21 protein-coding genes and 1 pseudogene are annotated in these 21,246 nt (G+C 62.1%); 7 read left to right on the top strand and 15 right to left on the bottom strand.

What is annotated here, in order from left to right; genetic code table 11:
* The first annotated feature begins 115 nt into the window (after window positions 1-115).
* The 3 genes from RLEG4DRAFT_RS14155 (at window position 116) to RLEG4DRAFT_RS14145 (ending at window position 3,627) form a co-directional block, all read left to right on the top strand.
* On the top strand, window positions 116-802 hold the full coding sequence (locus RLEG4DRAFT_RS14155; protein ID WP_003577522.1) for a response regulator: 687 nt from the start codon (window positions 116-118) through the stop codon (window positions 800-802).
* A 2-nt stretch (window positions 803-804) separates the two neighbouring features.
* The gene (locus RLEG4DRAFT_RS14150; RefSeq protein ID WP_003577519.1) at window positions 805-2,073 is read left to right on the top strand and encodes a HAMP domain-containing sensor histidine kinase; all 1,269 of its coding nucleotides are present in this window, start codon (window positions 805-807) and stop codon (window positions 2,071-2,073) included.
* A 102-nt stretch (window positions 2,074-2,175) separates the two neighbouring features.
* Window positions 2,176-3,627: an efflux transporter outer membrane subunit gene (locus tag RLEG4DRAFT_RS14145; RefSeq protein ID WP_003577517.1), complete on the top strand. Its 1,452-nt coding sequence runs from the start codon at window positions 2,176-2,178 to the stop codon at window positions 3,625-3,627.
* Between the two features lie 18 nt (window positions 3,628-3,645).
* Here RLEG4DRAFT_RS14145 and RLEG4DRAFT_RS14140 read toward each other — a convergent pair whose 3' ends face one another.
* Genes RLEG4DRAFT_RS14140 through RLEG4DRAFT_RS14120 form a run of 5 tightly spaced genes read right to left on the bottom strand, consistent with a single transcriptional unit; the run spans window position 3,646 to window position 9,556 of the window.
* Window positions 3,646-4,482 (bottom strand): HpcH/HpaI aldolase/citrate lyase family protein, encoded by an 837-nt coding sequence (locus RLEG4DRAFT_RS14140; protein WP_003577515.1) that lies wholly within the window; start codon window positions 4,480-4,482, stop codon window positions 3,646-3,648.
* Window positions 4,479-4,931: a MaoC family dehydratase gene (locus tag RLEG4DRAFT_RS14135; RefSeq protein ID WP_003577514.1), complete on the bottom strand. Its 453-nt coding sequence runs from the start codon at window positions 4,929-4,931 to the stop codon at window positions 4,479-4,481. Before RLEG4DRAFT_RS14135 ends, RLEG4DRAFT_RS14140 begins: the two co-directional genes overlap by 4 nt.
* Window positions 4,931-6,796, bottom strand: coding sequence for an acetyl/propionyl/methylcrotonyl-CoA carboxylase subunit alpha (locus RLEG4DRAFT_RS14130; protein WP_003577512.1), 1,866 nt, complete (start codon window positions 6,794-6,796; stop codon window positions 4,931-4,933). The genes RLEG4DRAFT_RS14135 and RLEG4DRAFT_RS14130 overlap by 1 nt, the downstream gene beginning before the upstream one ends.
* Window positions 6,797-6,803: 7 nt before the next feature.
* Entirely contained in the window at window positions 6,804-8,414 is a 1,611-nt protein-coding gene (locus RLEG4DRAFT_RS14125; RefSeq protein ID WP_003577510.1) for a carboxyl transferase domain-containing protein, read from the bottom strand.
* On the bottom strand, window positions 8,411-9,556 hold the full coding sequence (locus RLEG4DRAFT_RS14120; RefSeq protein ID WP_003577508.1) for an isovaleryl-CoA dehydrogenase: 1,146 nt from the start codon (window positions 9,554-9,556) through the stop codon (window positions 8,411-8,413). Before RLEG4DRAFT_RS14120 ends, RLEG4DRAFT_RS14125 begins: the two co-directional genes overlap by 4 nt.
* Before the next feature lie 162 nt (window positions 9,557-9,718).
* Here RLEG4DRAFT_RS14120 and RLEG4DRAFT_RS14115 point away from each other — a divergent pair, with 162 nt between their 5' ends.
* Complete coding sequence (locus tag RLEG4DRAFT_RS14115; protein WP_003577507.1) at window positions 9,719-9,979, top strand: type II toxin-antitoxin system Phd/YefM family antitoxin; 261 nt, start codon at window positions 9,719-9,721, stop codon at window positions 9,977-9,979.
* Window positions 9,969-10,328, top strand: coding sequence for a hypothetical protein (locus RLEG4DRAFT_RS14110; protein WP_003577505.1), 360 nt, complete (start codon window positions 9,969-9,971; stop codon window positions 10,326-10,328). Before RLEG4DRAFT_RS14115 ends, RLEG4DRAFT_RS14110 begins: the two co-directional genes overlap by 11 nt.
* A gap of 281 nt (window positions 10,329-10,609) precedes the next feature.
* Here the strand turns inward: RLEG4DRAFT_RS14110 and RLEG4DRAFT_RS38835 are convergent.
* From RLEG4DRAFT_RS38835 to RLEG4DRAFT_RS14065, 9 genes and pseudogenes are all read right to left on the bottom strand, one after another.
* Window positions 10,610-10,720, bottom strand: a pseudogene (locus tag RLEG4DRAFT_RS38835) (arsenate reductase ArsC); the annotation flags it as partial.
* Window positions 10,721-10,772: 52 nt separating this feature from the next.
* Window positions 10,773-10,913 (bottom strand): hypothetical protein, encoded by a 141-nt coding sequence (locus RLEG4DRAFT_RS47050; protein ID WP_245277959.1) that lies wholly within the window; start codon window positions 10,911-10,913, stop codon window positions 10,773-10,775.
* Window positions 10,914-11,362: 449 nt separating this feature from the next.
* Window positions 11,363-12,409, bottom strand: a complete 1,047-nt coding sequence (locus RLEG4DRAFT_RS14095) for a hypothetical protein (protein WP_003577499.1) — start codon at window positions 12,407-12,409, stop codon at window positions 11,363-11,365.
* A complete protein-coding gene (locus RLEG4DRAFT_RS14090; protein WP_003577497.1) occupies window positions 12,406-13,167 on the bottom strand; it encodes an ATP-binding cassette domain-containing protein in 762 nt (253 codons plus the stop codon). The genes RLEG4DRAFT_RS14095 and RLEG4DRAFT_RS14090 overlap by 4 nt, the downstream gene beginning before the upstream one ends.
* Window position 13,168: 1 nt before the next feature.
* Window positions 13,169-14,191, bottom strand: coding sequence for an ABC transporter permease (locus RLEG4DRAFT_RS14085; RefSeq protein WP_003577495.1), 1,023 nt, complete (start codon window positions 14,189-14,191; stop codon window positions 13,169-13,171).
* Window positions 14,192-14,265: 74 nt separating this feature from the next.
* A complete protein-coding gene (locus RLEG4DRAFT_RS14080; protein ID WP_003577494.1) occupies window positions 14,266-15,207 on the bottom strand; it encodes a substrate-binding domain-containing protein in 942 nt (313 codons plus the stop codon).
* A gap of 97 nt (window positions 15,208-15,304) precedes the next feature.
* Window positions 15,305-16,141, bottom strand: coding sequence for a 3-methyl-2-oxobutanoate hydroxymethyltransferase (locus RLEG4DRAFT_RS14075; protein WP_003577492.1), 837 nt, complete (start codon window positions 16,139-16,141; stop codon window positions 15,305-15,307).
* Window positions 16,138-16,449: a MocE family 2Fe-2S type ferredoxin gene (locus RLEG4DRAFT_RS14070; RefSeq protein ID WP_003577489.1), complete on the bottom strand. Its 312-nt coding sequence runs from the start codon at window positions 16,447-16,449 to the stop codon at window positions 16,138-16,140. Before RLEG4DRAFT_RS14070 ends, RLEG4DRAFT_RS14075 begins: the two co-directional genes overlap by 4 nt.
* A gap of 47 nt (window positions 16,450-16,496) precedes the next feature.
* Window positions 16,497-17,642 (bottom strand): fatty acid desaturase family protein, encoded by a 1,146-nt coding sequence (locus tag RLEG4DRAFT_RS14065; protein ID WP_003577487.1) that lies wholly within the window; start codon window positions 17,640-17,642, stop codon window positions 16,497-16,499.
* A gap of 443 nt (window positions 17,643-18,085) precedes the next feature.
* Here RLEG4DRAFT_RS14065 and RLEG4DRAFT_RS14060 point away from each other — a divergent pair, with 443 nt between their 5' ends.
* A complete protein-coding gene (locus RLEG4DRAFT_RS14060) occupies window positions 18,086-19,111 on the top strand; it encodes a LacI family DNA-binding transcriptional regulator (protein ID WP_003577486.1) in 1,026 nt (341 codons plus the stop codon).
* Between the two features lie 200 nt (window positions 19,112-19,311).
* On the opposite strand, the gene RLEG4DRAFT_RS14055 is transcribed toward RLEG4DRAFT_RS14060, so the two are convergent.
* Window positions 19,312-20,388, bottom strand: a complete 1,077-nt coding sequence (locus RLEG4DRAFT_RS14055; RefSeq protein ID WP_037093598.1) for an AraC family transcriptional regulator — start codon at window positions 20,386-20,388, stop codon at window positions 19,312-19,314.
* An 83-nt stretch (window positions 20,389-20,471) separates the two neighbouring features.
* Here RLEG4DRAFT_RS14055 and RLEG4DRAFT_RS14050 point away from each other — a divergent pair, with 83 nt between their 5' ends.
* Complete coding sequence (locus RLEG4DRAFT_RS14050; protein WP_003577482.1) at window positions 20,472-21,239, top strand: SDR family NAD(P)-dependent oxidoreductase; 768 nt, start codon at window positions 20,472-20,474, stop codon at window positions 21,237-21,239.
* Window positions 21,240-21,246: the final 7 nt, after the last annotated feature.

The following is a 21,246-nucleotide window of genomic DNA, read 5'->3' as shown; positions in this document are numbered from 1 at the left end:
TAAGTAACGCGGCGAACGTTAAGTGCCGTCAAGTTAGTGTTAAGTTGGGTAAAACTTGGTCGCTTGACCGGGTTTGTGCTGTATGGCTTGCCGGGATTGATAATGGATAACGCGAATGAACAAGGTTCTCCTCATCGACGACGATGCCGAGCTGACGACGCTTCTGCAGGAATATCTGGTCGAGGAAGGATATGACGTCGTAACCGACACCGACGGCCGCGCCGCCATTGCCGCGGCTGCCGGTAATACGGTCGACATCATCGTGCTCGACATCATGATGCCCCGGATGAACGGCATCGAAGTGCTGCAACGGATCAGGAAACTGAGCCAGGTTCCCGTTCTGATGCTGACAGCAAGGGGCGACGACGTCGACAGGATATCGGGCCTCAATCTCGGCGCCGACGACTATGTGCCGAAGCCATGCTCGCCGGGCGAACTTGCTGCGAGATTGCGCGCTATCCTGCGCCGCGCCGGTCAGCCGGCCGCAGGCGCCTCGATCGACACAGTCAGGGCCGGGCGGCTGGTGATCCATCCGGGCAGCAGGATCGTCGAGTGGCGCGGAGAAACGCTTGACCTGACCGGCACGGAGTTCAGCCTGCTCGAGGTTCTCGCCCGCAGCGCCGGCCAGCTCGTGTCGAAGCAGGAGATTTCGAAGCGGGCCTTCGGCAAGCCGCTCACGCCGTTCGATCGCCGTATCGACGTCCATATCAGCAGCGTTCGTCAAAAGCTCGGATTGAGGGAGGACGGACAATCCTGGATCCAGTCCGTTCGCGGTCAGGGCTATCAACTTCTCGTGGACTGACCATGCCCCGGCTTTTCTGGAAATTCTTCGCGACGATCTGGTTGACGCTGGCAATGACGCTCACGATCATCATCGGGATCGTCAACCTGTTTCAGATCCCACCCCCCGGCCGCGATCGGGAGTACCAGGAGCGGGCGATCATTCTGAAGCTGACGGCGAACGTGCTTGCAAGGGATGGCGAGGACGCCGCCGCGCGCTTTGTCCGCACCAGCGAAGATGCGGTGCCGCTTGGCCTGACCCTGTCGAAAATCGCCAATTCAACTGCCTGCGCAGACGCGACCACGGCAGAGGCGAGATCCGTCCTCAAGGACGGAATTTGCTACCGGATTTCCGTGGCGCCGGAAGCCAGCTTCTTTTTCAACGTTATGGACAATCTGGCTCTGCTGGTGCCGTGGCTTTCGATTTTCGTTTCGAGCACGGTCGCGGCGGCAGCACTCGCCAGATACCTCATTCGTCCTGTCGTCCACCTTCGCGACGGCCTGAGTGCGCTTGCCCACGGCCGTTTCGACGTCCGTATCGGAGACCAGATGGCGGGACACAGGGATGAGGTCACCGCACTTGCGCATGATTTCGATTCCACCGCCGCCCGGCTTCAGGAGCTTCAGGATGCGCAGCAGAGGCTGTTCCATGACGTCTCCCATGAATTGCGTTCGCCCTTGTCACGCCTGCAGGCTGCCGTCGGCGTGCTCCGGCAGAGCCCGGCCAAACTCGGCGCCATGCTGGATGGTATGGACCGGGAGGTCGAACGGCTCGATGCGCTGGTGGGCGAAGTTCTGACGCTTGCCAGGTTGACGGCGGGATCCGGCTTGCCGCTGAAGACGCAGACCGTCGATGTCATCGAGCTGCTGAACGAAATTCTCGGCGATGCGGCCTTCGAAGCCCAGGCACGGCAGGTCTCGATCACGACGAGTGTCGAGGGCGGCTTCCGGGCCGAGGTCGAAGGCGAACTGATCTACCGGGCGCTCGAAAACGTCGTTCGCAACGCGGTCAAATACACGGCCGAGCATTCATCCATTTCAGTGTCCTGCGAGGCGGCAGCCGACCGTCTCAAAATCTGCGTCGCGGATCAGGGGCCGGGCGTCAAACGCGATGAACTCGAACGGATTTTCCAGCCGTTCTCTCGCGGCAAAGAGGCGGTGCCAAGAGGCGGATACGGTCTCGGTCTCGCCATCACCAGGCAGGCCATCGAACGTCATGGCGGCCGCGTGCATGCGGCATTGCCGGAGGCGGGGGGGCTGGCGATCACCCTGGAGCTTCCGAGAAGGCGCTGATCCCTTCTGCCGGCTTTTACCTAACTTTACAGTTTCTTAACCGCCATTAACGCTGGCGTCGCTAAGCCTGAACGCACGATCCCGGTTCAGAAGGCGGCCCCAGTGATTCCCTCGCTTCGCACAAGACTATCGTCCCTCCGCTACGCCGCATCGGCATTCACACTGCTGCTCGCAGGTTGCGTCAGCGGTCCGGACCACGTTCCCCCTGAGATGCCGCTTCCAGCCAAATTCGAAGAGGGGAGCAGCAAGAGCAACGGCAATGTCGTGACAGCTGAGTGGTGGAGGGCCTACCGCGACAAGCGGCTCGATGGCCTGGTGGCCCACGGCCTCAGCGAGAACCTCGATGTGCTGCAGGCACTCGAGAGCATCAACTCGGCTTCGGCCAACGTCACCATTGCCGGCGCCGGTGGCCTGCCGAGCCTGAGCGTGGACGGATCGCACACGCTATCCGGCGAGAAGGGTCGGCTGCGCACGACGGTCGGCACCACGAACACCATGGGCGGTGAGGCCAGCCTTTCCTGGCTGCTCGACGTCTTCGGCCAGTACCGCCGCTCGAAGGAGAGTGCGATTGCCTCGCTTGGGGCAGCCTATGCGACGGCCGACAATGCGAAGCTCACCTTTCTGAAGGATCTTGTCGAAAGCTATATCGACGCCCGCTACTATCAGGCGCGTATCGCGCTTTCCCAGGCGAATTTGAAATCCCGCCAGCAGACCTACGAACTCACGCAGCTGCAGCTCAAGGCAGGTGCGGCCTCCCGCCTCGACGTCGTTCAGGCCGAGGGCCTAGTGCAGTCGACAAAGGCCGACGTTCCCGGCCACGAAAAGAGCTTTACGGAATCGGCCCATCACATTGCCACGCTGCTTGGGATGCCGGCATCCTCGCTGGTCGACGAGCTGCAGAAGAGCGCCGGCCAGCCGGTTTTTCGCGGCGATATTCGCGCCGGCATTCCGGCCGATCTCATCCGCAACCGCCCCGATATCCGCAAGGCCGAGCGCGAGCTGACGGCGGCCGTTGCCGATATTGGTGCTGCCGAAGCCCAGCTCTACCCGTCGATCTCGCTCTCCGGTTCGATCTCGCCGAGTTGGGTGAAATCATCAGGCGCCAGCGGCGCAAGCCTGACCAGCTGGTCCTTCGGGCCATCGCTCAACCTGCCGATCTTCGATGGCGGCAAATTGCGGGCGAATGTCGACATCGAGAAATCCGATGCCAAGACCCAATATCTCGCCTGGAAAGCGGCGGTGCTGAACGGCGTCGAGGAGGTCGAAGACGCGCTGTCGGCGGTTCGCCGCGACACGCAGACGCTGCAACCATTGCGCAGGCAGGTAGAGACGTCGCAGGAATCGCTCGCACTTTCCACAACGAGCTACAAGGAGGGCGCCTCGTCGCTGCTCGATATCCTGGACGCACAGCGTTCGGTCTCCGATGCTGAGGCAAGCCTTGCCGCCACCGTGCAGCAGGTTGCCAAGGACTACGTGGATCTATACGTCGCCGTCGGTGCCGGTTACCTCGAGCCGGAGCATGTCGCCGCCAAGCAAACTGCAAAACCGGGTTAGTTCACCGGAGGGCTGCGGCTATCGCCCGGCGCTTTCCAGAATGCGGAGCGCGAGCTTGTGATGCGGCAAATCCAGCATGCGGCCATCAAGCTGGATGACGCCGGCGTCGGGCCTGGCGGCAAAGGCGGCAACGACTTGCTCTGCCCAGGCGATCTCGGAGGCCTCAGGTGTGAAGGCCAGATTGATCGTTTCGACCTGGCTCGGGTGGATGGCCATCATGCCGGAAAAGCCGTCGCGCCGGGCGCGGCCGACATAGGCGCTCAGACCCTTGAGATCGCGGAAATCCGGATAGACGGTTTCGATCGCGGGGACGGCGGCGGCATGGGCCGCAAATAGCGTCAGCGAGCGGGCAAGTTCGTAAGGTGGCGTATAACGGCCATCCGTCCTCCGGGCGGTCGAAGCCCCAATCGCGGCGGGCAGGTCCTCCGCACCCCAGGTCAGGCCGCAAAGGTTCGGCGAGACGTCCCGGTAACTGCCGATCTCGAAGATCGCGGATGGTGTTTCGGTAGCGATCGGCAGGATGGGAATAGCAGATGCGAGAGAGCCTGCGAGCCTGCGCACGGAGGCAGCGCCTTCGGCCTTAGGCAACATGATCGCGAAGGGATGAAGGTCGTTAAGGGCGGCAAGATCGGCTTCGAATTCAGGGGAGGTCAGGGGATTGATGCGGATAATAAGAGTGGTCGCACCGGCACGGTGCAACACGAAATCGTGCACGGCGTCGCGTGCGCGCGGCTTGTTCGCAGGCGCAACCGAATCTTCCAAATCGAGAATGACGGCATCGGCGCCGGAGGCGAGCGCTTTCTCGAAACGCTCCGGCCGATCGCCGGGCACGAAAATCAGCGAGCGCAGCCTCATGACGGTTTCACCTTCAGCATTGCCGTGCGCAGGCACTGGCAGACGATCTCGTCACGCTGGTTCAGGGTGATGTGCCGGAAGGTGACGATGCCGGCGTCGGGGCGGGAGTTCGAGCGGCGCAATTCCGTCACCTCCGTTTCCACCCGCAGCGTATCGCCGATGAAGACCGGTTTCGGCATCGTCACCTTGTCATAGCCGAGATTGGCGACGAGCGTGCCGAGCGTGGTGTCGCCGACCGAAAGGCCGACGGTCAGCGCAAAGGTGAAGGTGCCGTTGACGACGATCCGGCCGAATTCGGTGCCGGCCGCATAATCGGCATCGAGGTGGAGCGGCTGCGGATTGTGGGAGAGCGTCGAAAAGAGCAGGTTGTCGGTCTCGGTGACCGTGCGGCGGATCTCATGGGCGATGCGGTCGCCGACCGTCCACTCGTCGAAATAGCGGCCGGCCATCAGTCCTGCTCCTTGATGACGCTGGCGACCGGCTGGTTTTCCGAGACCCTGACGCCGGGGGAAACCTGCAGTTTGCCGACGATGCCGTCGAAGGGCGCCCGCAGCGAATGTTCCATCTTCATGGCTTCGACGGTGAGCAACCGATCCCCCTTGGCGACAGGGTCGCCTTCGGCGACATCCACCGAAATCACGAGGCCGGGCATAGGCGAAAGGATCACGCCGTCGCCCACGCCGTGATTTGCTTCGATTTCGCTCGCGCGCGGTAAGCCGATCGACCAGGCATTACCCGCATCGAAAAGCACCGTCGTCTCGTCCATCTCGACGGCATTTGCTTCGAGATCGGGGCGCGCGCGTCCCCAATGGAGGTGACCGTCGATGCGCAGCCGCACGCGGCTGTCGCTCGCCCCGGCGATGCGGAAGCCGGTCAGCTCTGACCAGGGATCGCCATCCGTATCCTTTGAAAGTGCGGTGGCGGCTCTGTCGATGACAGTTTTATCAGGCTCGCTTGTCACAAGGCTTTCGCCGTGGCGGTCGAGGAAGCCGGTATCGATCCGTGCCGCGCGAAAATCCGGGTCGACGGCGATGCGGGCGAGCAGGCCGGCATTCGATCTGACCGGCCAGACCTCAATACCGGCGCAGGCGGCTGCGAGCTTCGACAGTGCGGCCTCGCGGGTCGGTCCATGCGCAATGATCTTGGCAATCATCGGATCGTAGAAGGCGGTGATCTCATTGCCCTGTTCGACGCCGCTGTCGACCCGGACAGTTTCCGGGAGCTTGAGATGTTCGAGCCGGCCGGTCGAGGGCAGATAGCCGGCGGCGGGATTTTCGGCATAGAGCCTGGCTTCGAATGCCCAGCCGGTCATGGTGATTTCGTCCTGGCTTTTCGGCAGCGGCTCGCCGCTTGCGACCTTCAGCTGCCAGAGCACCAGATCCTCCCCCGATATGGCCTCGGTAACCGGGTGTTCCACCTGCAGCCGCGTGTTCATCTCCATGAACCAGATGCGGTCAGGATGCAGGCCGGAGGAGGCGTCGGCGATGAATTCGATGGTGCCGGCGCCGAGGTAATTCACCGCTTTTGCGGCCGTTACCGCTGCATCGCAGATCGCAGCCCGGGTCGGGGCATCGAGGCCGGGGGCAGGGGCCTCTTCGATGACCTTCTGGTGACGGCGCTGCAGCGAGCAATCGCGTTCGAAGAGATGAACGCAGTTGCCGAGCTTGTCGGCGAAGATCTGCACCTCGATGTGACGCGGATTGCCGATATAGCGTTCCATCAGAACGCGATCGTCGCCGAAGGAAGCCGACGCCTCGCGGCGGCAGGAGCCAAGAAGCTCGGTGAAATCCTCCCGCCGGTCGACGCGGCGCATGCCCTTGCCGCCGCCGCCGGCGATGGCCTTGATGAGCACGGGATAACCGATGGCATCGGCCTCGGCCGCGAGCCTTGCTTCGCTCTGGTCCGGGCCGAGGTAACCGGGGGTCACCGGCACGCCGGCTGACTGCATCAATTGTTTGGCGGCGTCCTTCAGTCCCATCGCCCGGATGGCAGCCGGGGGCGCGCCGACCCAGACGATGCCGGCCCTCTCAACCGCTTCGGCAAATTCGGCATTTTCAGACAGGAAACCGTAACCGGGGTGGATCGCGGCAGCACCGGTTTTGCGGGCGGCTTCCAGGATGCGATCCGGCGAGAGATAGCTTTCGCGGGCCGGGGAGGGGCCGATGGCGATTGCCTCGTCGGCTGCTCTCACGAAGGGCAAGCCGGCATCGGCCTCGGAATAGACGGCGATCGTGCGGATGCCGAGCCGCTTTGCCGTGCGGATGATGCGGCAGGCGATCTCGCCCCTGTTGGCAATGAGAAGGCTTTCCATCATCGCCGCCTCACATTCTGAACAGGCCGAAGCGCGGCCCTTTCGGGATCGGCGCGTTCAGGCAGGCGGAAAAGGCAAGGCCCAGCACATCGCGTGTCTGGCGCGGATCGATGATGCCGTCGTCCCAAAGGCGGGCGGTCGCATAATAGGGATTGCCTTCCGCCTCGTAGCCGGCGCGGATCGGCGCCTTGAAGGCCTCCTCTTCTTCAACAGGCCAATCCTCTCCGCGCGCCTCCATCGCGTCGCGGCGGATGGTGGCGAGAACGGAGGCCGCCTGTTCGCCGCCCATGACGCTGATGCGGCTGTTCGGCCAGGTGAAGAGGAAACGCGGGCGATAGGCGCGGCCGCACATGCCGTAATTGCCGGCGCCGAAGCTGCCGCCGATGATGACGGTGACCTTCGGGACGGTTGCGGTCGCGACCGCCGTGACCAGCTTTGCCCCATCCTTGGCGATGCCGCCGGCCTCATAGCGGCCGCCGACCATGAAGCCGGAGATATTCTGCAGAAACAGCAAGGGCACGCGGCGCTGGCAGGCGAGCTCGATAAAATGCGCGCCCTTCAGCGCGCTTTCGGAAAACAGCACGCCGTTATTGGCGATGACGGCGACGGGCATGCCCCAGATGCGGGCAAAGCCACAGACCAGCGTGGTGCCGTAGAGCGTCTTGAACTCGTGCAGTTCCGAGCCATCGACGATCCGGCCGATGACCTCGCGCACGTCATAGGGCGAGCGCACGTCATCCGGAATGAGGCCGCAGAGATCCTCGGGATCGAGCTTCGGCGGCCGCGGCTTTTGCAGGTCGATATCGACTGATTTGACGCTGTTGAGACTGGCTGCGATTTCGCGCATGAGGAGCAGCGCATGTTCGTCGTTCTCGGCGACATGGTCGACGACGCCGGAGCGGCGGCCATGGGTATCGGCGCCGCCGAGCTCTTCGGCCGAGATGATCTCGCCGGTGGCGGCTTTGACCAGCGGCGGGCCGGCGAGGAAGATCGTGCCCTGATTGCGCACGATCACCGTTTCGTCGGACATGGCGGGAACATAGGCGCCGCCGGCGGTACAGCTTCCCATCACGCAGGCGATCTGCGGAATGCCTTCGGCCGACATCTGCGCCTGATTGTAGAAGATCGCGCCAAAATGATCGCGGTCGGGAAAGACCTCGGCCTGATGCGGAAGATTGGCGCCGCCGCTATCGACCAGATAGAGGCAGGGCAGCCGGTTCTGCAGGGCAATTTCCTGCGCCCGCAGATGTTTCTTCACCGTCAGGGGGTAATAGGCGCCGCCTTTCACCGTCGCGTCATTGGCAAGGATCATCACCTCACGGCCGCAAACACGGCCGACGCCTGCGATGATACCGGCGCCTGGGGCCTCGTCGTTATACATGCCGTTGGCCGCCAGCGTGCCGATCTCCAGGAAGGGACTGCCGGAATCGAGCAGCAGCTGGATGCGATCGCGCGGCAGGAGCTTACCCTTGCTCGTATGGCGTTCGCGCGCTGTTGGCGATCCGCCCTCGCGCGCTTTTGCCGAACGCTCTCGGAGTTCGTCGATCAGTGCTCTGTTCTTGACGGAATTGGCCTTGAAGCTCTCGCTGTCGCGGTCGATCGCAGTCGAAATCACCGTCATGACGCAATGAGCTCCCGGCCGATCAGGTAGCGGCGGATCTCGTTGGTGCCGGCGCCGATATCGTAGAGCTTGGCGTCGCGCAAAAAGCGTTCGACCGGCCATTCCTTGGTATAACCGGCGCCGCCGAGCGCCTGGATCGCTTCCAGCGACACCTTGACCGCATTTTCGCTGGCAAAGAGGATCGCGGCGGCCGCATCCGTGCGTGTCGTGCGGCCGGCATCGCAGGCGCGGGCGACGGAATAGACATAGGCACGCGCCGAATTCAGCGCGACATACATGTCGGCAATCTTGGCCTGCATCAGCTGAAAATCGCCGATCGCCTTGCCGAACTGCTTGCGATCGCGCACATAGGGCAGCACAACATCGAGGCAGGCCTGCATGATGCCGAGCGGGCCGCCGGCCAGCACGGCGCGTTCGTAATCGAGGCCGGACATCAGGATCTTCACGCCTTCTCCCTCTTTGCCCATCAGTGCCTCGGCCGGTATTTCGCAATCCTGAAAGACCAGTTCGGCGGTGTCGCTGCCGCGCATACCGAGCTTGGAGAGCTTCTTCGAAACGCTGAAGCCCGGCAGGCCTTTTTCGATGAGGAAGGCTGATATGCCTTTCGCGCCGGCTGCGGGATCGGTCTTGGCGTAGACGACCAGCACGTCGGCATGCGGCGCATTGGTGATCCAGAACTTGGTGCCGCTCAGTATATAGCGGTCGCCCTTTTGCTCGGCACGCAACCGCATGGAGACGACATCGGAACCGGCGCCGACCTCGGACATGGCGAGCGAGCCGACATGTTCGCCGGAGATCAGCTTCGGCAGATAGCGATGTTTCTGTTCCGGCGAGGCCCAGCGGCGGATCTGGTTGACGCAGAGATTGGAATGGGCGCCGTAGCTCAAGCCGACGGAGGCCGAGGAGCGGGAGACTTCTTCCATGGCGACGACATGTTCGAGGTAACCGAGGCCGGCGCCGCCGAATTCTTCCTCGACGGTGATCCCATGCAGGCCGAGCGCGCCCATCTGGGGCCAGAGCTGGCGCGGAAACGTGTTGTTTTCGTCGATCTCCGCAGCCAGCGGAGCAATTTGATCGGCAGCAAACCGCGCCGTCGTTTCACGGATCGCGTCCGCGGTGTCGCCGAGCGAAAAATCAAACATGGCACTCCTCCCACTGAAATATGTAGCGCGGGTTGCGAAAGGTTCAAAGTGCCGTTGATTCTGATGCGGGTGAGAGCCTTCCTATTCGAAGCTACGCGAACGCCGTTTTCTTGAAAACATGGGAAATATGGAATATATGGAAATAATGCTGGAGAATATATCATGCGACAGTTCACAACGGGTGATCTCAACAAACAGGTCGGTGATGTGACCGATGCCGCAAGTCGGGAGCCAATCGTCCTCACCCGCCATAACAAGCCGCGTTTTGTGCTGATGAGCTACGAGCACTATGAGCGTATGCGCAGCGGCATGGACCCGCGTCGCGCCCACCACCTCTCAGACATGCCGGACGAACATGCCGAGTTGTTCGGCGAGGCGATCGAGCGGCTGGCGAAGGGTGAAGGCTACGACGATGAGCCATGAATTTCGTCCCGGTGAGGTGATAACCTATCCCTATCTCTGGGCGTGGCAGCAGCAGCGTGGCGAGACCGAAGGACGCAAACAGCGGCCGGTTTGTGTTGTCGTCGCAATCCGCAGTGCAGGCGATGGAAATACGCACCTTGCGCTTCTGGCGATCACCACGCAGCCGCCGCAGGCGGAGCGGATCGCCCTCGAAATTCCCGATATCGAGCGTCGGCGTGCCGGTCTTGGTGATCTCAAGCAGAGCTGGATCGTCGTAGACGAATATAACTACGATATTGTCGAGCAATCTTGGTATATCGAGCCGCATCAAAGAGGTTCTTGTGATGAATCCGCATATGTTTGCACCTGAGAATCATTCTCAACATAAATAATGCTTTGTTTTCAATGCCATGGCGGAGTTGTCTTGTGATCTGATTCAAAGTTGGCGGTTTTTCCGCGCTCCTGGAAGAGCTCTAGCAGTTCCGCAAATTCTGCCTGCTTCGAATTGCTCCGCAGCCAGCGACCCAATGCGCCGAAGAAGAATTTATGCTGGCCAAATGGGCGAACCTTCCTGACGATTTCGACAACGATCGCGCGGATCGCTGACTCGCCCTGCCGGGCATAGTGAAGCCGATTTCGCGAGAAGGCGCTAGCGAAGACGTCCCAGCTCTTCGACGAGAAGCCTGCCGACGGATAGCCGAGCGCCACAAGCTTCTTGAGGGCGTGCGGGTTCACTGCGCCCTTGGGCTGGCTGCCCGCAGTAATTGAACAGCGAGGCGAATGTTCCCGCATTCGAATGCCTCGCCCCGGTGGATCACGTCATTCGCTTCAACAGATCAAGAAGCGCGTTCGTCTTGTTGTTGGCGGCGATCGAAAGCATGTGGTTGTCTGCCAAATCGATAATCGCAGTGACAGCTTCGCGTTCAGACCAGCCTGCAGCGGCTGCCCTTTCCACGAGACACTCGAAAGCGAGTTGCATAGCATCCTGGCATCGAACGTGCCGATCAGGATGATCCTCTGACACTGACGGTCGTGCGATCTCGGTCATGGCACGCGAAGGTGAGCTGATTTGCCGGGCTTTGCAAGCGTCCTCTAATATAGTAGGAGGGATCATCTTCCCGCGGGCCGGATATCCGACCACGCGAGCTTGCTAATAAATAGGGACCAGTTCGGTTGCGTTCGAAAATACTACTCGGCGGCCTTTTTTGTTATTCTTGCGTTTGTACCCTGGGTCGAGCTCTGGAACGCAAACCCACTGAAATGTTTCAGGCCGCTTCGAGCCTATGCTGCCGCAAAGTCGAGCAAGGAGGGCAGGTACATGGGACCGGCGCAGTCCAGACGCGCTGAGCGAGCCACCCGTGTTTTCAGGGCAGGAGCCAATCCACCGATCTTGCATCCCTCGCTTCAGTCGAGAAAGTGCTTGCGGAAGGCCAGGCGCCGGAACCCTCCTCGATCGCCGCACACTTCGATCGCATGGTCCACCATGCGAACATTCTTGACCCGTTCGCCCGAAGGCCAGCGGATGGCGCCAATGGCATGCCGGACTTCAGATTCCCCATCCCGGATAAGGGTGAGGGCACCCGGACCTGAGAGGTCGCCTTCGCCGGAGTGGCTGAGCAAGGCTGCCGCCGCACTCTCCTCGACCCCCAAACAGCCAAAGTGGCGGCCCGACCAGGGGGGATAATCGCGGCCGCCGTTGGAATGCCAAAATACCGTCATCGGCAATCGGCGAGCATTCCGCAGGGACAGGAACAGATCGCACTCGACCGGCCGCGTCACCGCCGTCCAGCCCAAGCTGTGCTCTCGGGCTTCGACGCCGATGACGACGTCTTCATGCCGCGGGCTCCATGGGAACCGGGAGAGATCGACCGATCCGTCGACCCCGGGAAACCGCTCGGGCATCGTTGATCGCCCAGGGTAGCGCAGCCCGGACCGCCCGCGCGCGGAATCGGCTTCGGGCGGTGCCGGCGGCGTCTCCCAGGCCGATTTGGGCGAGCAACTGATCAGCCCACCCTGGGGCAGCGACACGTTGGCATGGTTCGAGACGGCAATGCGGCCGCTGCCACCGGTGAAGACATGGCGTTGGTAGACGAATGGGTGCCCGTCTTCGATCTCGAGTTCCTTGATGACGATCGCGCTGCAGACGGTGCGTTGGAGCCTCGCCCGGAGCCGCGTCGCCTCCCGTTCGACGACGTCCCAGGGCGAATTGGCCGTCCAGCCATGAAGGGGTGATCCCTCTTCACTACCCGCGAAGGGGGCGCAGAAGAAATCGCCGCCGAGCGTCGCAAGATGCGGCGGTGTGCCGGGCGGCATTGCCTCGTCGGTGCCGACCCAGGGCGCACGGTGCAGCGGAGTGATCTCGTGCCCCTCATCCTCCACCGTGAAGCCGTCGAGGAGACCGGTTTCCGCATCGAAGCGCAAGCGGATTCCCTTGGCGCCGAACTCGATCATGCCGCCAAATGTTCGCCGGTGATGATGTTTTCCACCTCCTGGATCGATGCGGTGGCCGGGCTTAGATCGTCGGCAACGACGGTGCCGCGCCGCATCACGACCATGCGGTCCACCACCTGGAAGACATGGTGAATGTTGTGCGCGATAAAAATGCAGGAGTGGCCGGTGTCGCGCGCCTCGCGCACGAAGCGAAGCACGCCCTGAGTCTCGGCGACGCCAAGATTGTTGGTTGGTTCGTCGAGGACGATCAAGTCGCTCTCGAAATACATGGCGCGCGCAATGGCCACGGCCTGCCGTTCACCCCCGGAAAGTGATCCGATCGGCGTGGTGGGCGGAATGTTCTTGGAGATGCCAACTCGCTTCAGAAGGTCGGCGGCGACCGTGTTCATTCGCTCCTGATCCAGACGGTCGAGGAACCGGGGGCCTGTCCTGAGTTCCCGCCCAAGAAAGAGATTGCGGGCGATGGAAAGCTGCGGGACCAGGGCGGAATCCTGGTAGATTGTCTCAATGCCGCTGGCAATCGCGTCGTTGGTGCTGCGGAGCTGAACTTCGCGACCCTTGATGAAGATCTGGCCGGACGTGTAGGGAACCGCGCCCGACAGCACCTTGATGAGGGTGGACTTGCCCGCACCATTGTCGCCGAGAAGACCGACGATTTCGCCCTTCCGTATGGAGAGGTTGACGTTGCGTAAAGCGTGGACGCGGCCATAGAATTTCTCGATGTGCCGCATCTCGACCAGGGTTTCGGTACCGCTCATCTCAGACCCCTGTATTGTGCCGGCGCTCGAGGCCGGCGTGGAGCGCCATCATCGCCAGGATGATGGCACCGATGAAAATATTGTAGGCGAGACCCGGTACTCCGATCAGGACGATCCCGTTGCGCATCAGTCGCAGGATCAGGACGCCGAGCATGGTCCCCAGGATTGTCCCCCGGCCGCCATTCAAAACGGTGCCGCCGATCACGACCATCGCGATGACCTCGAGCTCGTAGCCGGTCCCGGCATTCGGGTTGGCGGCCGAAACGCGGATCGATGAGATGATGCCCGCAAAGGCCGCCATCGCCGCCGACAGCATGAACAGGATTACCTTCACCCGAGCAGTCGGCACCCCGCGATTTCGAGCGGCATTGGGATTGCCGCCGGTTGCCTGAATCCAGTTGCCGAACCGGGTGCGGGTCAGGAGGTAGTGGAGCGCGAGCGCCAGCACCACGAACCAGATCAGGCTCATGAAGATGCGCAGATCCCCGATATAAAAGTCGCCGACCAGCAATTGCGCCAGCCATTGCTCGCCGGCATTCCAGGTGCGCTGCGGAAAGCCTGCCGTCAGCCACAGGGCCGTGCCGCGGATGACCAGCAGCGTTCCGAGCGTCACCAGGAATGAGGGGATGGCGAGACGGGTGACGAAGAGCCCGTTGAAAAGGCCGATCGCCAGCGCCACGGCGATGCCCGCCAGGAATGCCAGCGGCAGGGGAAGCAGGTCCGCATTGAACAATGTCCACATCACGACGGGTGCGAAGCCGAAGACCGAGCCGACCGAGAGGTCGAATTCACCCGCAGTCATCAAAAGCGTCATCGCCAGCGCAATCAGGCCGAGTTCGACGGTAAAGGTCAGGGCATTGCCGATATTGATCAGTGAAACGAAGGCGGGGTTGATTGCCGTGAAAACAACCAGCATCGCGATCAGAAGGACGAAAGGCCCGAATTCCGGATAGGCGATGAAGGCCCTGAGAAAACTGGGTCTTTCACGCGATGGGGTCAGGGCATCGCTACTTTGCTCGATCATAGTGCACACTCGCGTTGGGAGCAGAACGGGCATCCGCAGTCCGATGGACCGCGGATGCCGACGGGGCGGTATGCTTATTTGCCGCCCATGATCTTGGCGTAGAACGGTGCCTTGTCAGCTTCGTAGAGGGCGCCGGTGATGATGTCGAAGTTGATCGGGATCCCGCTCGCTTCCGACATCAGTGCCGAAAGGCACATGTAGGAGGTGGCCAGCGGATCCTGCCACATGCCGGCATTCACATAACCTTCGCTAACCTCCGAGGTCGTATCCAGGGAGTTGCCCCACCCCACGACTGGGATCTCGCCCTTGGCGATACCGGCCTGATCCCAGACACGTTTGACCGAACCGGTTACCAGATCGCCCAGGCCGATCACGGCGTTGATCTTCTTGCGGTTGGCGGTCACGTAGTCGGTCATCCGATTGATCACCTCCGCCTGGTCGTAGGAAGCGTCCTGGATTTCCCAGGTGATCCCAAGCGGCTTGAACACTTCGTCGGCACCGGCAGATTCCTCTTCGCCATAACCGGCGCCTGGAACTTCGAGCGGCATCCAGACGAAGTCTCCCTTCTTCACCAGCTTGTGGTCGACGAGATATTGCGCCCAGGTGCGGCCGACGACCTTGAGGTCAACGCCGACATAGGCCCTCCAGGCCGGCGCGGCGTCCTTGGTGTTGAAGTTGATGACCGGAATGTTGGCCCGGTTGGCCTCGTTGACCACGTCGACCAACGTGCCCGGACCGGGACTGGTCGTGCAGATCCCGTTGGCGCCGGCGGCAATGGCGGCGCGGATGGCCTCCTGATGGCTCGGCACGTCGTTCGAGTGGAACGAGGTGTTCACCTTGATGCCGGTATCGGCGGCGAATTTCTCGGCGCCCTGCAGGAAGTAGGTCCAGACCGGATCAGTCGGAGCCCCGTGCGAGATCCAGTAAAAGGTTTTGTTTGCGGCGTTCTGCGCCATTGCCACTGCCGGCATCATCGCCAATGCGGCGACCGCGCCCAGAAAAGATCGTCTCAGCATGCCCTGTCTCCTCCCGTTGGTTGGCCGGTCTGTTATGCTCCTCCCGGCCGGTGAAATCTGTTGTGTGACAAGCGACGTGTTGGGTCGGACGGCCTCCTCATTGCCGGTCGACCCCGTCGAGGAACTTCTCCAGTTCGCGCGGATCCATGCGGATCAGATGGCGCTCCTCCGGAAAGGCGCCGCCGGCGACATCCGCGGCATATTCGCTGAAAGCGGCGACCCGCTCGCGTTGCAGCCGCGCATATTCCGCACCGAAATCGCGATAGGCTCGGGCGTGGCGCGGAACATGACCTTCAGTGTAGCCCAGTATATCGTTGGCAAAGAGATATTGCGCGTCGCAGCCCGGCCCGGCGCCCATCGACCACAGCAGGATTCCGACCCGTTTGCTGATCTCGGCCGCGACCTCGGCAGGCACCACTTCGATCTCGACTGCAAAGGCGCCCGCGTTCTCGTAGGCCTTCACCTCCTCGAAGAGCCGCAGCGCCGCTTCGGCGGTCTTGCCGACTGCTTTGAAGCCGCCGGTCCAGGTGGCGCGGGTGGGAACCAGCCCGACATGGCCGACGACCGGAAAATATTCGCGGGAGAGCTTTTCGACCGTCTTCAGCGAGCCAGAACAATAGACGGCATCCGCGCCCCGGTTCAGCGCATCACCGCACCAGCGCAGATAGTCGTCCGGCGTGCCCATCTCGAGATGAGTTTGCCCGGTCATCGAGAAGACTGTGGGCGCGGCCGTTCGATAGCGCGGATCAAGCACGATTTCGGCCGGCACGGAGGCAATGTCGATGCCTGCCGCTTCGGCGGCTGCCGCCTCGTCGAGGCTGAAATAGCGCAGCATGGTCAACTGGCGCCGGCCCTTCCAGGCGCGCAGGTCGGCCACCGTCGGCAAACGGCGCGGTGCGCCCCTTTGCTCCCTATGTCCCGCTCCGGCAGTCATTCGACCAGCACCAGAACCTTCCCGCCCTCGCGCCGTACAGGGTAGGTTCGCAGGTTCTCACAGGCAGGAGAACGCGTCGCCTCTCCGGTGCGATAGTCGAACTGGCCATTATGCTTCGGGCATTCGATCCGATAATCGAGCACCAATCCGTCTGAGAGCTCCACCTGCTCATGGGTACAGAGCCCGTCGGTGCAGAAGAATTCATCGTTGGGGCTTCGGAAGATCGCGAAGGTCCGCCCGCCGTGATCCCAGCCCAAAACGTCCTCCTTGTCGATGTCGTCTTCACTGCACGCGGCAATCCAGGGCATTTTGTCCTCGTCTCGGTCTTCGGTGGGTATGTTTGATGGTGCGACGATCATGCCGTGGTTCTTTCCGGCACCGCCGCATGCAGTTCCTCGCGATAGGGTTTCGCCCCTTCCGGCAAGGCGCGCTTGAGGTAGTAGCCCGGTTCCCGCCGCTGCCGCATGACCGCTTGGAACATCTCGCGATAGCCGTCCCAGATCGAAGTGTTGGCGGGCGGCAGATCGTGCTTGATCGCCTCGTGCAGTTTTCTCAACGCGTGGTAGGGGACCATGGGGAACATGTGATGCTCGACGTGATAACCCATGTTCCAATAGATGAAGCTGCTTACAGGGTTCATATAGACGGTGCGCGAATTGAGCCGGTGGTCGAGCACGTCCTCGGCGAGCCCACCGTGTTGCAGAAGCCCGGTCATCACCATGTGCCAACAGCCATAGATGCGCGGACCGCCAATCAGAAGAAGCGGGATCGTCGCCTTCCAGCCTGCACCTGCGACAAGCATGCCGACGGCGGTCAGCACCGTTACTGCGTAGATTGCCATATGCGCCCGCGCCCAGAACACCGCCTTGGGCCATTCGCTTTCTGGCACGTAATCCTTCTCATCCGGCGAGAGGATCCCGGCCGCATTGCGCGCGAGCGTCCCGAGGCTCAGCCAGACCTCGACCACACCGGCATAGGCAAGAGCTTTCAGCGTCAGCGTGATCGGATGCATCCATGCGATCTCAGCGTCGCGGCCGACGATGATCGTGTCGGTATGGTGGCGGACATGGCTCCAGCGCCAGTTCACCGGGTTGCGCGCCACCTGGAACGAACAGATGTGGTAAAGGACATCGTTCATCCAGCGGGTGCGGAAGGCCGTGCCGTGGCCGCATTCGTGCCAACGCGCATCGCAGGCCGAGCCGTACATCACCCCATAGGCGAGCCAGAACGGCACCGCCCACCAGCTACCCCAGAACCAGATCCCACCGGCGGCAAAAGCCAGATGGAGGACTGCCCATAGGATCGTGTCACGGATCGCCGGCTGGTCGCTGCGCTGCATCAATTCCTTCATCAGCTTGCGCGGCACTTCCGTGTGGTACCATTCGGCCGCTGCCAGGCCGGCTTCGACGGCTCGGCGAGAGGAAGACCCGGTCAAGCTGTAGTCGCGAGCGAGTGCTGGATCCGGTCCATCCCTTTCGATGTCGGTCGAATGAACACTCATGCGATCGCCTCGGGAGTTGGGGGCAAATGCGGAGTGCCTGAAACGGCACGAACGGTGTCGCGCACGCAGGGTTCATGGGTGTTGCCTCGCCGCGAACCCGTCACTCCTTTGCTCCTCCATAAGATATTTGTCCATCACGCCGATCAGCGGTCGAATCTCACGATCCCCGCTCTGATCACGGTCATGCCGTGATGAACTTGCTGATATAGAGCCTGGCGCGTTGGTCAGATGTTCGCAACTCGCAATCACATCAAATTACATCAGACGTTTTTTCCATTTTATGATATTCATGGGTGCTAGGATTGGAGAAATATGTAGCCTTTACGGTAGTTTATGAATTTATGCCGGGAAATATTCTGTGATGTAATTTAGTCGTCTCCGCTGATGTGATGATGGGATTTTGCAGTAGCCGCATTATCTTCGGTGGAAGCCTGAGGGAGATCATGAAGAAAACGACGATCACTGATATCGCGCGAAAATCCGGTCTCTCGACTGCAACGGTCGACCGGGCATTGAACGACCGCGGAGGCGTCACTGCCGCCAATCGCCAGAGGGTGTTTCGCGCCGCGAAGGAACTGGGTTATCTGCCGACCGAGGGAATGCTCGCCTTGCCTTCCCGACCGGCGCATCTGGAGTTCTTCATTCCGTTTGGGCACAACTCGTTCATGCAGGATGTCGCCAGGAAGATCGCCGCCTTCGCCTCATCCCTGCCGCTCGTGGCGTCGTGTAACGTCACGGCCCTCGACGGCATTGATCCCGACGCGCTCGTGATGGCGCTTGAAGACCTTCCGCTCCAGACCAATGGCGTCGGGGTAATTACCGTCGACCATCCGAAGACGCGGCACGCAATTCGGCGGCTGTGCGAATCGGGCGTCCGCGTCGTCACCATCGTGACGGATGTTCTCTCGACCCCACGATCCGCATTCGTCGGCGTCGATAACCTGGTGGCGGGCCGAACGGCGGCCCTGATCATGGGGCTCATGTCACGGAGGGCGACGGGATCGATAGGGCTGTTCCTGGGATCGCGAACGCTCCATGGGCACCAACAGCGGGAATATGGATTCCGAACCCTGCTTGAGGAGCAGTTCAAGCATCTGACGATCCTTCCGGCGATCGAGACCCGCGACGAGAACAAGCTGTCCCGGCCGGCGATGGAACGGATGCTGCGCGACACCGACGATCTCGTCGGCGTCTATTGCGTCGGCGCAGGCAGGGCCGGCATCGCCGAAGTCCTGCAAGCGGCAGGCGGAAACAAGCGCCCCTTCGTGATCATGCATGACCTGACCGATGCGACGCGGGCATGGCTGGCCGAAGATCTGATCGATGTCGTAATAGACCAGAACGCGCGCCTGATCGGCGAACAGGTCGTCATACGGCTGCTCGGCTCGATCGCGGCAAGCACACCGACCTTGTCTTTGAAGAACATCGAGCCACGGATCATCTTTCGCGAGAATATCCCGCTCGTGTAGCGCGGAACGCGCTTTCTGGAGGAATCTGATCGCGGCCGACTGAGCCGGAGGCGTCTCGGCGACATGAGAGCGCATCGGCGGATCCGACAGCCGAGCCCATCAGGCCATCGACACCGGAGGAAAGAATGATGCTCGCACGCGCACCGACGTGATGAAGATTGCCGCCATGTTCGTGAAAGCGCGAAGCCACTCGGGTCGAGTTAAGCGGTTCGACTGACATAGGTTTGATTTTCCACTTCCTCTCGCCGAAAGACCTCAGGGCTCTTGCCCATCCATTTCCGGAAGGCCCGGAAGAAGGCGCTGGGCTCGGAATAGCCGAGCTGCACGGCGATCTCGCCGATGGTCTTCGATGTGTTCAGCAGCAGTTCGACGGCGAGGTCGCGGCGGATATCGTCCTTGATGGCGGCATAACTCTGCCCCTCGTCGTGCAGGCGGTGGCGCAGCGTCGAGGCCGGCATACGCATATCGGTGGCGAGCGCAGCAAAGCTCGACCAGGCAGCTGGTGTGGCCAAGTTCAGGCGCCGGCGGACGGCGGCGGCGATGCCGGCATCGTACCGGTAGCGCACCAGAATATTGGCGGGCGCGCCGCGCAGGAACTGTTTGAGGGCGTGCTGACTGCGTGAAACCGGCAGGTCGAGCATGGCGCTGTCGAAGCCGAGGCGGCTGACCGGTTGCGAGAACCGCACCGGTGCTCCAAAGAACAGTCGGTAGTCGGCGCCTTGCTTCGGCTCGGCGCAGCGAAAATCGACGAGGCGTATCGGGATGCGCCGGCCGACCAGCCAGCAGGTGATGCCGTGCAGGATGATCCAGTAGGTGCGGTAGGCGAAGGCCGAGCGCGGGCCGCCGGCATCTCTGAGCTCGACCTCGGCCAGACCGTCGCGAATGACGAGCCGTCCGCGGGGATCGTCGAGCACAACATCGAGGAAGCGCAGCGACCGGCGCAGCGCATGACCAAGCGTCGGCGCGTGCAGCACGCAATGGCAAAGCAGCGTGAAACTGCCGCTGCGCATTGGTCGGGCGCCCATGCCGAAAAACTCGTCGTCGAGTTCGGCAGCGATCGCCAGCCAGAGCGCGCCATAGGTTTCCGCCGAAACCGGCTGGTCGATGACGACCGGCAGCCCAACGCAGGCAAGGATCGGTTCCGTCGGTTTGCCCAGCCGTCGCAGGCTGTCGAGCGCCTCTTCGACGAAACCCGGCGCAATCATCCGTCGCTCGATCTCGGCCATTTCTACCCCGCTATGGCAAAACTGGCCGAAATAATGAAGCAGTTCTGTCATCGCTTGCAATAGGTGGAGCGAATAAAATCATGCCTGTCGGTTGCGCTTGGAGGAGGGCGCGGACGATAGGGAGGAACAGATAAATGCTGATCCGTGGAGCAAGTTTTATCGTCACCGGCGGCGGCTCCGGTCTCGGGGCGGCAACAGTGCGTGCGCTTGTCGAGGCCGGCGGGCGCGTGACGATCGCCGATCTCAATCCGCAGGCGGGCGAGGAGATCGCTCGGGAATTCGGAAGCGATGCCCGCTTCGCCAAGGCCGATGTGACCAATGGCGACGATGGAGCGGCGGTGGTTGCTGCTGCCGTCGACGCTTTCGGCGACTTGCGCGGCCTAGTCAATTGCGCCGGCGTTGCGCCGGCCGAAAAGGTCATCGGCCGCGACGGGCCGCACCGGCTGGAGAATTTTGCGCGCACCGTCGCTATCAATCTCGTCGGCACATTCAACATGATCCGGCTTGCGGCCGTGGCGATCCAGAACACAGAGGTGGATGCGGAAGGCGAACGCGGCGTCATCGTCAATACGGCGTCGGTTGCCGCCTTCGACGGCCAGATCGGTCAGGCCGCCTATGCCGCCTCCAAGGGCGGGGTGGCGGCGATGACCTTGCCGATCGCCCGCGAGCTTGCCCGCTACGGCATCCGCGTCGTCTCGATCGCGCCCGGCATATTCGAGACGCCGATGATGGCCGGCATGCCGGCCGAGGTTCAGGCCGCACTCGGCCAGAGCGTGCCCTTTCCGCCGCGGCTCGGCCGGCCGGCGGAGTTTGCCGGGCTGGTGCGACATATCTTCGAAAACAACATGCTGAACGGCGAGGTCATTCGCCTCGACGGGGCATTACGGATGGGCGCGCGGTAAGCGCTTG

Source organism: Rhizobium leguminosarum bv. trifolii WSM2297, assembly GCF_000271845.1.
Note: the sequence above shows the minus strand (reverse complement) of the source record. Positions and strands in the feature narration are given on the sequence as shown.

What these genes read in the sequence shown, in the direction of transcription:
- RLEG4DRAFT_RS14095 (WP_003577499.1), bottom strand. Translation starts at nt 12,409, where the DNA reads ATGATCGAGTTCGGCGCCAAGGGAATCCGCTTGCGCTTCGATGCGGAA.
- RLEG4DRAFT_RS14085 (WP_003577495.1), bottom strand. Translation starts at nt 14,191, where the DNA reads ATGATCGAGCAAAGTAGCGATGCCCTGACCCCATCGCGTGAAAGACCC.
- RLEG4DRAFT_RS14060 (WP_003577486.1), top strand. Translation starts at nt 18,086, where the DNA reads ATGAAGAAAACGACGATCACTGATATCGCGCGAAAATCCGGTCTCTCG.
- RLEG4DRAFT_RS14070 (WP_003577489.1), bottom strand. Translation starts at nt 16,449, where the DNA reads ATGCCCTGGATTGCCGCGTGCAGTGAAGACGACATCGACAAGGAGGAC.
- RLEG4DRAFT_RS14135 (WP_003577514.1), bottom strand. Translation starts at nt 4,931, where the DNA reads ATGGCCGGCCGCTATTTCGACGAGTGGACGGTCGGCGACCGCATCGCC.
- RLEG4DRAFT_RS14090 (WP_003577497.1), bottom strand. Translation starts at nt 13,167, where the DNA reads ATGAGCGGTACCGAAACCCTGGTCGAGATGCGGCACATCGAGAAATTC.
- RLEG4DRAFT_RS14055 (WP_037093598.1), bottom strand. Translation starts at nt 20,388, where the DNA reads ATGACAGAACTGCTTCATTATTTCGGCCAGTTTTGCCATAGCGGGGTA.
- RLEG4DRAFT_RS14125 (WP_003577510.1), bottom strand. Translation starts at nt 8,414, where the DNA reads ATGACGGTGATTTCGACTGCGATCGACCGCGACAGCGAGAGCTTCAAG.
- RLEG4DRAFT_RS14120 (WP_003577508.1), bottom strand. Translation starts at nt 9,556, where the DNA reads ATGTTTGATTTTTCGCTCGGCGACACCGCGGACGCGATCCGTGAAACG.
- RLEG4DRAFT_RS14150 (WP_003577519.1), top strand. Translation starts at nt 805, where the DNA reads ATGCCCCGGCTTTTCTGGAAATTCTTCGCGACGATCTGGTTGACGCTG.
- RLEG4DRAFT_RS14155 (WP_003577522.1), top strand. Translation starts at nt 116, where the DNA reads ATGAACAAGGTTCTCCTCATCGACGACGATGCCGAGCTGACGACGCTT.
- RLEG4DRAFT_RS14115 (WP_003577507.1), top strand. Translation starts at nt 9,719, where the DNA reads ATGCGACAGTTCACAACGGGTGATCTCAACAAACAGGTCGGTGATGTG.
- RLEG4DRAFT_RS14110 (WP_003577505.1), top strand. Translation starts at nt 9,969, where the DNA reads ATGAGCCATGAATTTCGTCCCGGTGAGGTGATAACCTATCCCTATCTC.
- RLEG4DRAFT_RS14130 (WP_003577512.1), bottom strand. Translation starts at nt 6,796, where the DNA reads ATGATGGAAAGCCTTCTCATTGCCAACAGGGGCGAGATCGCCTGCCGC.
- RLEG4DRAFT_RS14050 (WP_003577482.1), top strand. Translation starts at nt 20,472, where the DNA reads ATGCTGATCCGTGGAGCAAGTTTTATCGTCACCGGCGGCGGCTCCGGT.
- RLEG4DRAFT_RS14080 (WP_003577494.1), bottom strand. Translation starts at nt 15,207, where the DNA reads ATGCTGAGACGATCTTTTCTGGGCGCGGTCGCCGCATTGGCGATGATG.
- RLEG4DRAFT_RS14065 (WP_003577487.1), bottom strand. Translation starts at nt 17,642, where the DNA reads ATGAGTGTTCATTCGACCGACATCGAAAGGGATGGACCGGATCCAGCA.
- RLEG4DRAFT_RS14140 (WP_003577515.1), bottom strand. Translation starts at nt 4,482, where the DNA reads ATGAGGCTGCGCTCGCTGATTTTCGTGCCCGGCGATCGGCCGGAGCGT.
- RLEG4DRAFT_RS14075 (WP_003577492.1), bottom strand. Translation starts at nt 16,141, where the DNA reads ATGACTGCCGGAGCGGGACATAGGGAGCAAAGGGGCGCACCGCGCCGT.